The sequence below is a fragment of the Dehalococcoidia bacterium genome, from assembly GCA_025054935.1.
Lineage (GTDB): Bacteria > Chloroflexota > Dehalococcoidia > SpSt-223 > SpSt-223 > JANWZD01.
This window is the reverse complement of sequence record JANWZD010000003.1, coordinates 270,389-281,078: the sequence shown is the minus strand read 5'-3', so window position 1 is coordinate 281,078 and position 10,690 is coordinate 270,389. Positions and strand designations below refer to the sequence as shown.

9 protein-coding genes are annotated in these 10,690 nt (G+C 67.5%); 7 read left to right on the top strand and 2 right to left on the bottom strand.

The window, feature by feature from the left end:
- Positions 1 to 23 precede the first annotated feature (23 nt).
- The 4 genes from NZ773_06065 (at position 24) to NZ773_06050 (ending at position 5,532) form a co-directional block, all read left to right on the top strand.
- Positions 24 to 1,676, top strand: coding sequence for an AarF/UbiB family protein (locus tag NZ773_06065; protein ID MCS6801490.1), 1,653 nt, complete (start codon positions 24 to 26; stop codon positions 1,674 to 1,676).
- 262 nt (positions 1,677 to 1,938) lie between these two features.
- Complete coding sequence (locus NZ773_06060; protein ID MCS6801489.1) at positions 1,939 to 2,697, top strand: alpha/beta fold hydrolase; 759 nt, start codon at positions 1,939 to 1,941, stop codon at positions 2,695 to 2,697.
- A complete protein-coding gene (locus NZ773_06055) occupies positions 2,694 to 4,310 on the top strand; it encodes a UDP-N-acetylmuramoyl-tripeptide--D-alanyl-D-alanine ligase (protein MCS6801488.1) in 1,617 nt (538 codons plus the stop codon). The genes NZ773_06060 and NZ773_06055 overlap by 4 nt, the downstream gene beginning before the upstream one ends.
- A gap of 34 nt (positions 4,311 to 4,344) precedes the next feature.
- A complete protein-coding gene (locus NZ773_06050; protein ID MCS6801487.1) occupies positions 4,345 to 5,532 on the top strand; it encodes a D-alanine--D-alanine ligase in 1,188 nt (395 codons plus the stop codon).
- On the opposite strand, the gene NZ773_06045 is transcribed toward NZ773_06050, so the two are convergent.
- Positions 5,529 to 7,049, bottom strand: a complete 1,521-nt coding sequence (locus NZ773_06045; GenBank protein MCS6801486.1) for an N-acetylmuramoyl-L-alanine amidase — start codon at positions 7,047 to 7,049, stop codon at positions 5,529 to 5,531. The two genes, NZ773_06050 and NZ773_06045, sit on opposite strands and share 4 nt — an antisense overlap.
- 143 nt (positions 7,050 to 7,192) lie before the next feature.
- Entirely contained in the window at positions 7,193 to 7,933 is a 741-nt protein-coding gene (locus NZ773_06040) for a hypothetical protein (GenBank protein MCS6801485.1), read from the bottom strand.
- 119 nt (positions 7,934 to 8,052) lie between these two features.
- Here NZ773_06040 and NZ773_06035 point away from each other — a divergent pair, with 119 nt between their 5' ends.
- The 3 genes from NZ773_06035 to NZ773_06025 are packed head-to-tail and all read left to right on the top strand — an operon-like array spanning position 8,053 to position 10,666.
- Entirely contained in the window at positions 8,053 to 9,075 is a 1,023-nt protein-coding gene (locus NZ773_06035; protein ID MCS6801484.1) for a hypothetical protein, read from the top strand.
- A complete protein-coding gene (locus NZ773_06030; protein MCS6801483.1) occupies positions 9,072 to 9,941 on the top strand; it encodes a hypothetical protein in 870 nt (289 codons plus the stop codon). The genes NZ773_06035 and NZ773_06030 overlap by 4 nt, the downstream gene beginning before the upstream one ends.
- Positions 9,941 to 10,666, top strand: a complete 726-nt coding sequence (locus tag NZ773_06025; protein MCS6801482.1) for a 2-phosphosulfolactate phosphatase — start codon at positions 9,941 to 9,943, stop codon at positions 10,664 to 10,666. The genes NZ773_06030 and NZ773_06025 overlap by 1 nt, the downstream gene beginning before the upstream one ends.
- The last annotated feature ends 24 nt before the right edge of the window (positions 10,667 to 10,690 follow it).

Below are 10,690 nucleotides of genomic sequence, written 5' to 3'. Positions count from 1 at the left end.
CCTGCGGGAGATGATTGAGCCTGATGACCTCCTACTTTCTGCGACCGTGGACAGCGGCACGAAGCGCGAAACGGTTTCGCGAGATCGCGAACATTCTCGCGCGCCATGGCTTTGGCTTCATTCTCGACTATTCCGGGCTGCAGCCGTGGCCGATCCGGCTCTTCGGGCGCCGCAAGCAGCCGCCCTACTCCGCCCCAGAACGACTGCGGCTGGTGATCGAAGAGATCGGCCCGACCGCGATTAAGCTCGGGCAGGTCCTCTCGACCCGGCCGGATTTTGTCCCGCCCGACCTGCTGCGGGAGTTGATCAAGCTGCAGGACACCGTCCCACCCTTTCCGTTCGCAGATGTCGTCCAGATCGTGCGGGAAGAGTTTGGGCGCGAGATGGACGCCATTTTCCTGGAGTTTGACGAGACCCCCGTCGCCGCCGCCTCGCTTGCGCAAGTGCACCGCGCTCGACTGCGCAACGGCGTTGAGGTCGCCGTGAAGGTGCAGCGGCCGGGGATCGTCCGCCAGATCGAGACCGACATCGACATCACCCTCCGGATTGCTCAGATTCTCGAACGGCGCACCGAATGGGCCCGCGCCTATAACCTCACCGAGACCGCGGAGGAGTTCGCGCGCACCATCCGGGAAGAGCTGGACTTCACGTCCGAAGGGCGGAATATCGAACTGTTCGCCCGCACCTTCGCCGGGCAGCCGGGCGTGATATTCCCCTCGGTCTTTTGGGAGTACACCACCCGGCGCATCCTGACGATGCGCTGGATCGGCGGCTTCAAGATCACCGACACCGCCGCCCTCGCCGCTGCCGGAATCGACCGCCGGCGGCTTGCCCGCCGCTTCGCGGAGATCATCCTCGAGCAGGTGCTGATCCACGGTTTCTTCCATGCCGATCCCCACCCCGGCAATGTCCTCGTCACCCCTGACGGCAAGATCGCCTTTCTCGACTTCGGCATGGTCGGCTATCTCGATGAAAGCCTGAAGGAGGAGCTTGTCCAACTTGTGCTCGCGCTGGTGCGGCGGGACGTTTCGGAGATCACGCGCGAGCTGCTCGACATCGGGGTCATTCATGAGCGGATCGACTTCCGCCGCTTTCGGGCCGACCTCGCCCGTCTCCTCCGGCGGTATTACAACGTGCCGCTCCGGCAGATCCCTATCAGCGACGTCATTCAGGACACGCTTCAAGTCGCCTACCGCTACCACCTGCAGCTGCCCGCCGACCTCGCGCTGCTCGGGCGCGCGATGTCGACAATGGAAGGCGTCGCGCTGACGCTCGACCCCGACATCTCGATCGTCTCTGTCGCCGAGCCGTTCGGGCGCCGCTTGATGGCAGAGCGGTTCGGGCTGGGGCAGACCTGGGAGCAGATCCAGATGGCGGCCGTCGAGTATCTCAGCCTCGCTCGGCTGATCCCGAAGCGGGTCGACGGCATGCTCAGTCTCATCGAAAAAGGCGAACTGCGGATCAATACTGTGCCCGCGCTCCCCGACACAGAGTCTGGCTTTGTCCGCCTCGCGAACCGGATTGTGCTTGCGCTCGTTGTCGTCGCCGGCATTATCAGCTCGGTGATCCTGCTTTCGTTTGAAGGCCGCGATTTTCTCACCTACGCCGGCATAGGAATGATGCTGTTTACCGGCGTGCTCGCGCTCTGGCTCGCATTCCTGACACTCCATGGGTAGCAGCGGCCTGCCCCGCTTCGCTCCGCAGAGCGGAGGGCGCGGCGCTTTCGCGTCGGGAGCGCCGCCACGCAGCGCGGCCGACGGGCTGGCGAGCGGGCAGGAGGACGAGGACGGCGCATTCTCCCATTTCGTTCCCAGCGCCGAGCGAGGACGCCCCGTCTCCTGCGCCTCTCCCTTGCCCGGCGAGGCGCGGTCGTTCCCGAGCGAGCTGCAGCGCAACTCCCCTTGAGGAGAACGGTCGGGCTTTGCTATAGGTTGGTCGATGTTTGCTCGTGTCGCCGGCGTTCGACTCGGCTACCGTGAAGCGGGCACCGGCGCGCCGTTGGTGTTCCTGCACGGCTGGGGCGGCGACAGCCGATCGTTCTTTCCCATCCAGCACGCGCTCGCGCCGCACTTCCGCACCCTCGCGCTCGACTTGCCCGGCTTCGGCCGGAGCGCCCTCCCGCCGGCTGCCTGGGGCGTCGAGGAGTACGCCGACCATGTCGTCGGCTGGCTAGACACCCTCGGCTTGGAGCGGGCGTCAGTGCTTGGTCATTCCTTCGGCGGGCGCATCGCGATCATGCTTGCCGCGGCCTATCCCGAACGGGTCGCCAAGCTCGTGCTCGTCGATAGCGCCGGTCTTGTGCCGCGACGCACGCTCGGCTACCGCCTGAAAGTGCGCGCGGCGCGTCTCGGCCGCCGCGCGCTCGCCGCGCCGCCGCTCGCCCGGCTGCGCCCTCAGCTGGAGCGGCGCTTCTATCAGCTCCTCGGCGCAAGCGACTACGCGCAGGCAGGCCCGCTCCGACCGACCTTTGTCCGCGTCGTCAATCAAGACCTCCGGCCGCTTCTGCCGCGGATCCAGGCGCCGACGCTCATCATTTGGGGGGAGAAGGACGACGCTACTCCGCTCGCCGACGGCAAGACGATGGCCCGAGAAATTCCGAACGCGCGGCTCATCGTCTACCCCTACGCGGGACACTTCTCCTATCTCGACGCGCCCGAGCAATTCGTGGCCGACGTCCGAGCGTTTTTGGCAGCGTGATCGCCGCCGACCTTGGGGTGCTGCTCGCCGTCCCCGCATGGGCGCTGTTCTGGGTCGCCCGCGCTGTCCGCAACCTGCACATCTTCCAGCTCGAGGAATATCAGAGCCGGCGCTTCCTCCGGTGGTGGCGGGCCGAAGCCGCCCGATCGATCGGCGCGCCGACGTGGCTCGGCATGCTCGCGCTGCTGGCGCTGGCAGCACTGCCGGCATTCGGCCTTCCGGAGCTGTTCGGCATCTTCGCCGGCGTTGGCTGGGCGGTCCTGTTCGGCGTCCGCTTCTTCCGTCGGTCCCGTGTCCCCGCGAAGAAGCCGCTCGTCTGGACTGCGCGCGCCAAGCGGCTTTTCGGTCTCACGGCTGTCGTCGTTGCGGGGGTGGCGGCGGCTGGTCTCACTGCAAGCGCCGCGCCCTTACGGGCGGCAGTCGCGCTCGGAGCGATGGGGCTGCTCACTGTTCTGGATGGGCCGGTCTTGGCACTCGCGAACCTTCTTGCTCAGCCGGTCGAAGCGGCAGTCCGCCGGTTCTACCTCTGGCAGGCGCGCCGCAAGCTGCGCGCTGTCGGCCCCTACGTGATCGGGGTCACCGGCAGCTACGGCAAGACCTCAACGAAAGAGATCATCGCGGCGCTGCTGAGCGCGAAAGCAGAAACATTGAAACCTCCCGGCTCTTACAACACGCTGATGGGGCTGTGCCTGACCATCAATCGGTGGCTTGCGCCGCACCACCGCTTCTTCGTTGCCGAGATGGGCGCCTACGGGCGAGGCGATATCAAGGCGCTGTGCGACCTCGTCGCCCCGAGCGCGGGCGTGCTCACCGCGATCGGGCCGGAGCACCTCGAGCGGTTCGGAACGATTGAAGCGATCGAGCAGACAAAATATGAACTGATCGAGGCGCTTCCGCCGGACGGGATCGCCTTTTTCAACGTCGACGATGAGCGCGTCCGCCGCCTCGCTGATGCGACGCGCCATGTCCGCGTCGTTCGCTACGGTCTGCAGCCGGAGGGACGGCCCGACGTGACTGCCGCGCAGATCCAGACCAGCCCGCGCGGCATTGAGATCGAGGTAGTGCGCGGCGACGAGCGGTTCCATGTTCGCTGCGGGCTGCTCGGCCGGCACAACGCCCTCAACCTCCTCGCCGGCATCGCCGTCGCCCGCGAGCTGGGAGTGGCGCCCGAGGCGATCGTCCGCGCCGCTGCCGGCATTACGGCGCCGGAGCATCGTCTTCAGCTGATCCCGACGCCGGGCGGCCCCACGATCATCGACGATGCCTACAACGCGAACCCGGTGGGCGTGCGCGCGGCGCTTGAGGTGCTCGCCGAGATGCCAGGAGGCAAGAAGATCCTCGTTACGCCGGGGATGGTCGAACTGGGCCCCGTCGAGGAGGAGGAGAACCGGCGCTTCGGCGAAGCTGCTGCAGCCGTCTGCGACCTCGTCATTCTGGTGGGACCGCGACGCACTGCGCCGATCCAGGCAGGGCTGCGCGCCGCGGGGTTTCCGGAGGAGCGGCTGTTCGTCGTTCGGTCGCTCGCCGAGGCGACCGACCTCCTCCGCCTCCGCGCAGCGCCGGCAGACATTGTCTTGTTCTGCAACGACCTCCCCGACCAGTACAACGAGTAGCTGAGCTAAAATCCTCGCGCCTCGAGGAGGACCAATGGCAAAGCTGCGCGTGGGCGTGCTCTTCGGCAGCCGGTCGGTTGAGCATGATGTCTCGATCGTGACCGCACGGCAGGTCATGGCCGCCCTCGACCGCGCGAAATATGACGTGGTGCCCATCTACATCACCGAGGAAGGGCGCTGGCTCGTCGGCGAGGCGTTGGCGACGGCGCCGCTCGCCGACTTTAAGCGGCGCGCGCCGACGCTTCCCGGGGTTGTTGAAGCGACCCTGCTGCCGGACCCGCAGCGGCGGGCCTTAGCCGCCGCTGGGGGGAAAGGATTTCTCGGTCTCGGCCGCGCCGCGCTTCCACCGCTTGACGTCGCCTTCCCCTGCGTCCACGGGACGAACGGCGAGGACGGCACCCTCCAAGGGCTGTTCGAACTCGCAAACCTTCCCTATGTCGGCGCGGGCGTGACCGGCGCCGCGCTTGGGATGGACAAGATCGTGATGAAGGCCGTCTTCCGCGACGCCGGCATCCCGGTCGTCGAGTCGCGCTGGTTCACCCGCAGCGAATGGCTGCGCGAGAAAGAGGGCGTGCTCGACCGCCTTGAGGCGGCGCTGCCCTACCCGATGTACGTCAAGCCTGCCAACCTCGGCTCAAGCGTGGGCATCAGCCGCGCCGACGATCGCAACGGCTTGGAGTACGCGATCGAAGTCGCTCTCCGCTATGACCGGCGGATCCTCGTCGAACAAGGGCTGACGGACATCGTTGAAGTGAACTGCGCCGTCCTCGGCAACGACACGCCCGAGCCCTCCGTCTGCGAGCAGCCGGCACGCTGGCAAGACCTTCTTTCGTTTGAAGACAAATATCTGGCGGGCGGAAAGGCGAAGGGGATGAGCGGGGCGCGCCGGCAGATCCCGGCGCCGATCGGCGACGCGCTCACCCGCGAGGTCCAGCGGCTGGCAGTTGCGGCGTTCAAAGCGATCGACTGCGCGGGGATCGCTCGGGTTGACACGATGGTCCGCCTCGCTGACGGACGGGTGTGGGTGAACGAAATCAACACCATGCCGGGCTCCCTCGCCTTCTATCTCTGGGAGCCGCTAGGGATCTCCTTTACCGCCCTCTGCGACCGCCTGATCGCGCTCGCCTTCGAACGCCACCGCGAGCGGCAAGAGCGCCTGACCCACTACGACAACGCCTTGCTCAGCCACGCTGGAGGCCAGAAGGTCAGCGGCCGAATCTAGGGACGGGCTTGCAGCAGGTCGCTGCCCCCGGGCGCGACCGTGCGGTGGGCGAGAGGGACAAACACGCGCGACGGCTGCGTCAGCACCGGCCGACTGACGCCGAACAGTTCGGTGCGGAATGCTACCCCTTCTTGGATTAGGCTCGCCCACCAAATCGATCGCTTCGGGACAATAAGCTCGACCTGACCGGTCACTCTCCGCCGTTCGCCGGGATCGAGCGGTCCGCCGAGACCCCAGCGGAATGGGTAGAGGCGGCCGGTGATGTTGTCGGCGAAATCGACCCCCACTCGCCAGCGGTTGAACTGGCCGGGGTGCCCCACCGTAATCGAATGATCGGTTTCATCGTAGACAAAGCCGGGGTCGGGCCCTTGGGTCTCGAGACGGCTCCTCGAGTTATTCCACACCTCGATCTCAAAGCGAACGATATCCTCCGCGCCGGCCTCGCTCGTGAACCGGGCGTAGGTCAGCTGCGCTTGTGGACGCGGCGTCCCGCGAGCGCGCGCGACGGCGTCGCGCAGGTTCGGAAGCTGCCGATATCCGTACGCGCCGGGGCACTCCGTCGGCACGCAGTCGCGGTGGCCGCAGATGTTCGGGAGTTCTTTGTCGGCGAAAAAGCTGCTGCCGAAGGGGTCGATCCAGGGGAAGTTGGAGGCAACCGTCGAGGCGAAGGCAGCTTCGGAGTCTGCGTTGAAGTAGGCAGTGGTGTAGGTTCCGAGGAAGGCGATGCCCACCGACCCGGTGTTGTAGCCGAGGGTATGAGCGCCGACTGCTCCGCGACCGCCGAACCGGCCCTCGTAGACATTGCCTTTCCAGTCGATAAGCAAGTTGTAGCCGATGTCGCCCCAGCCGAACGAGCCGCTGCGCGTGGGAACGAGCGTTGCATGGTAGACATAAATTGAACGAACCGTTGCCGCCGGATCCGCCTCCTCCGTCTGGGTCACCGTGTGATGGATGATCACCTTCTCAACCGGAGCGTATTCGACCGGCCAGATCTCCACGCCGTTGCGAAAGCGCAAGCGCTCGTCGCAGCCCCAGCCGGCGCGGGTGATAAACCCGCCGCGGAGGGCAGACCGCCCGGACGCGCTCGGCCCCGTGGATGTATCAATGAGATGGCAGCGGACGCGCTGAACACCCGGCACGCGCGTCCGATACTGGAGGTGGGTCGAGGAGCGGAAGGCGACAAGCTCTCCGACGCGCCAATCGCTCGCCGCGAGGGGATGACCGCCCGGATGCTGATGCACCGGCAGCCAAGGCGACCACCCTCCTTGGGCGCCGGCGCGCACCTCAAGCGCGTCGTCTGGCCCCTGCCAGCAAATCCCCACCGCGTTGAACGGCGCGGGGGCGACCAGCACCTCCGACTCTGCGGCTGCCGGCGATGGGTCGCTCTCCCAGAGGTGGACGCGGGCAGGCGGCGGCTCGGCAGAGACACCCTGCGGCGTGGCGGCAAGCAGGGGCGCGCCGACCCCCGCTGCGCCGGACAGGGCAAGAAACGCACGCCGCGAGAAGCGAAGCGGCATCGCCGGGATTGTACTAGCAAGCAAGCAGACATTGCAATCGGGAGCCACAGGCAGGACAGCCTGCTGCTGCTGCCGGTGAGCGGCCTCCCCGCGCTAGGTTTCTGCTCTTGGAGCGTCTGCTCCGGCGGGCGGCATAAGAGCGCTCAGGTCGCGTGCTCCGCCTCGAATTCGCGAATTTCGCGGTCGAGGCGGGCGACATCACCATACTCCTCGGCAGCAAGCTTGTAGCAGCGCTCAAGGTACAGCTGGGTCAGCTTGCCGGCCTCGGGACGAGATGAGGTAGCAGCGCGCAGAAACGCCTCAACGCGGTAGCTGGGAGGAAGGTAGCGTCCGATTCGCCGGACCTCCCCGATCGTCTCTTCGAGGAGGTGCCGGTCTCCGGTTTCGACGGCGTAGCGCAGCTTCCCCGTCAGCTTTGCAAGCTCGCTGACGCGCACTTGGTCGGTCATCAGCTCGTAGACAACGTCATCGACGTCGAGCGGCGCCGCGGGCGGCTCGGCAGCAAGCGGCTTTGTGCCGGCATCGTAGAGGCGCTGATAGGCGTGCACAGCTTCGGCCGTTGCTTGCATCTGGCGGTCGAGGGTGCTCCCAACACGGCCGCCGTCGACCAGATCGTCGTCGCGCAGCTCGGCCAGCCGCTCGAGAAGGGCGATGCTTTCGACCCGCTCCGGGATGGGCGGCAGCGCAACGAAGGAACCGCCCAACTGGCTCAGGTCGACGCCGCCCGCAAACATCGGCGGGAGGTATTTGACGATATCGAAGACGATCGGCGAGAGGACGACATAGGTCGCCACAATGCTGCCGGGCTGCTCCGTCACCTCGAAGTAGACGATCGCGTGCCCGCGCGGCCGGTCCGGCGACCCGCGCCGGAACTGCAGGCTCATCTCTCTGCCTCCTTGTTCAAATTCTAGCTCGCCGCCGCCCTCTCCTCATCCCGCCAGCACTGCCAACCCGAAGCGCTAAGCGCAGGAAATCGAGACGGGCGGTCTCTATACTCCGCGTGATGTCTGCTCGCCTGCTCGCTCTCTGTGCCATGCTGCTCGCGGCCTGCGGCCCGCTGCCGGCCGCTCCCGGGCCGCGGCAGCCCGCACCGGCGCGCCTCGTTGTCATGGTGTGGACGGGGACAACGGCAACGTTCGGCGTCATCGACCTAACCGGCCGCTTCTCGGCGCGCCTGACGGTCGATGACCCCGGCGGGATGGGGATCCGCGCGGCGCTCGCGCCCGCAAGCATGCGCGTCGCCATGACGGTGGCGAGCCCGGGCCGCCCTGCGGGGCAGGAGGCGCGGCTGCTTCTCGCTGACCTCGACCGAGGCACGGTTGCGCAGCTGTACGACGCCATCGACGTTCGTGGGCGTCCTCTCTGGTCGCCCGAGGAGAGCGAGATCGTCGTTCGGCGTTCGCGGGTCGGCCCGCAGGAGAGTGTCGACGAACTGCTCGCGGTGAGCGTCGCCGACGGCACAGCGCGGTCACTCGCCGCCGACAGCCGCGCGATCGGCCGTTACGCCGTTGGCTGGAACGCCGCAGGGATCCACCTGCTTCGCCTCGCGAGCGAGGGCAGCTGGATCGGCGCCGAGGGAGAGGAAGGAACGCACGTTTCGAGCGGCGTCGCGCGCGATTTCACCCTCTCGCCAGACGGCCGCTGGATCGCCTTCAGCGACTATGCAAGCGGGCCGACACTTGGCCTGCTCGGACCGGGCGGGGTGGTGCGGCTGCCCCTCTCTGGGCCGTTCGTTCATCCCGCGTGGGGCCCGGATGGAACGCTGCGCATCGCCAGCACCCGAGGAGGGGCGAGCGAGGTGGTCGCTGTAGCGCCGGTGCCGGTCGTGAGCATTGCTGCCGCGCCGGGCACCGTCGCCTTGCCGGCAGCGGTCGGTCGGAGCGGCTGGGTCGCAGCGCGGACGGTCCAGCTCGGCCCGGGGAACACTGTCACTGACGAGTGGCTCGAGCTGATCGGGCCAGATGGGCAGCGACGAACTGTGCGCCTCGCTGGTCTCGTCGAGCCGCTTGGATGGAGAGAAGAATGAGACGACGATTGATGCTGGCGTTGGCGCTGGGGGCACTGCTGGCGCTGCTCTCGCCCGTCCACCCGCTCCAGGAGGCTGCCGCCGAGGATTGTGCCGGCACCAATGCTGTGGCGTATCAGCCGACGCACGCGGAAGCGCAGGTGGCCATGCTTCGCGCCGCGGCAGGAACGCTGGGCCCTTCCTATCCGCGTCTCCCGCGACTGCTGAGCGGCTATCCCGAGACGACCATTGTCACCGGGACGGTCCCCTGCGTCCTGCCGCAGGCGATCGGGTGGGTTGAGAGCGGGTGGAGACAAGCGAGCGGCGTTGCGCGGGGCAGTGTCGGTCCTGTTCTCACCGGACGCGGCGGGTGCGGCGTCGGCGTGATGCAGACATCGACCGGGATGCGCTACGCTGGCGAGCTGCCGCGTCCGGTCCAGCTTGCGATTGCCAGCAACTACATCTACAACATCGCGTACGGCGTCCAGATCCTCGGCCAGAAATGGAACGCGACGCCGCCGATCGGCAACGCCGACCCGACAATCGCCGAGCATTGGTACTACGCCGTCTGGGCCTACAACAGCTGGAGCTGGCGCAACAACCCGAACAACCCCGACTTTCCGTGGCCGCGCCCGCCCTACACCGGCACGCAGCCCGTGAGCCACTATCCGTATCAGGAGCTTGTCTTCGGCCTCGCCGCAAACCCGCCCCGCGTGAACGGCGCGCCTCTGTGGCAGGCAGTGCCGCTCTCTTTGCCCGATGCCGGCGCGATCGGCATCTCTCCCGACGCCATCCCGGAGCCGCGCGTTGTTCACCGCGCTTTCTGCCTCGCGCCGGACCCCTACCTCCCTTCGATCCCTGACCGCAGCGGTCTCGACTGGCGCTAATGCGGTGGGACGTCGCGTTCCGGCCGGCAGACCCGCTGCCGGAGGCACCTGTCGCTCTCGTCGTCGATGTGCTCCGCGCCACTACCAGCATGGTGACGATGCTCGCCAACGGCGCGCGCGCCGTCGCGATCGAGCGTTCGCCCGAACGCGCGCTTGAATACGGCCGCCGGCGAGGCTTCCTTGTCGCCGGCGAGCAAGGCGGCTTGCCCCCGGCGGGGTTCGACTTTGGGAATTCGCCTAGCGCATTCACCGCCGACGCCGTCGCTGGACGTTCTCTCGTCCTCAGCACGACAAACGGCACGCTTGCCATCCGAGCGGCTGCTCGGCGGAAGCGGGTCATCATCGGCGCGCTCGCTAATCTCACCGCTGCGGCTTCCGCCGCGCTTGCTCTGAGAGAGGATGTGGTAGTCGTCTGTGCCGGCCACCGCGGCGGCCGGTTTGTCGGGCTTGACGACGTCTACGTCGCCGGCCGGCTCGCGCTGCTGGCGGAGGAGGGCGGAGCTCGCCTCCTCGACGGCGCGCGCATTGCCGCGGCGTGCGCGCGCGCGTACCCCACCCCGCTCGCGGCCTTCCTCGCGAGCGAGCACGGCCGCCACCTTGTCACGCTCGGCCTTGCAGCAGACCTCGACTGGTGCGCGCAAACCGACTGGACCCCGATCGTGCCGGTCGCAGTCGGGCGCCGGCCCCCGCTCCTCGTCACCCAGCGCGACAGCCGCCTGCCTTGATTCCCCGCGTCCCCCCCTCTATAC

Excerpts from the sequence above, each read along its gene's own strand:
- NZ773_06065 (MCS6801490.1), top strand. The coding sequence starts at position 24 with ATGACCTCCTACTTTCTGCGACCGTGGACAGCGGCACGAAGCGCGAAA.
- NZ773_06060 (MCS6801489.1), top strand. The coding sequence starts at position 1,939 with ATGTTTGCTCGTGTCGCCGGCGTTCGACTCGGCTACCGTGAAGCGGGC.
- NZ773_06050 (MCS6801487.1), top strand. The coding sequence starts at position 4,345 with ATGGCAAAGCTGCGCGTGGGCGTGCTCTTCGGCAGCCGGTCGGTTGAG.
- NZ773_06045 (MCS6801486.1), bottom strand. The coding sequence starts at position 7,049 with ATGCCGCTTCGCTTCTCGCGGCGTGCGTTTCTTGCCCTGTCCGGCGCA.
- NZ773_06040 (MCS6801485.1), bottom strand. The coding sequence starts at position 7,933 with ATGAGCCTGCAGTTCCGGCGCGGGTCGCCGGACCGGCCGCGCGGGCAC.
- NZ773_06035 (MCS6801484.1), top strand. The coding sequence starts at position 8,053 with ATGTCTGCTCGCCTGCTCGCTCTCTGTGCCATGCTGCTCGCGGCCTGC.
- NZ773_06030 (MCS6801483.1), top strand. The coding sequence starts at position 9,072 with ATGAGACGACGATTGATGCTGGCGTTGGCGCTGGGGGCACTGCTGGCG.
- NZ773_06025 (MCS6801482.1), top strand. The coding sequence starts at position 9,941 with ATGCGGTGGGACGTCGCGTTCCGGCCGGCAGACCCGCTGCCGGAGGCA.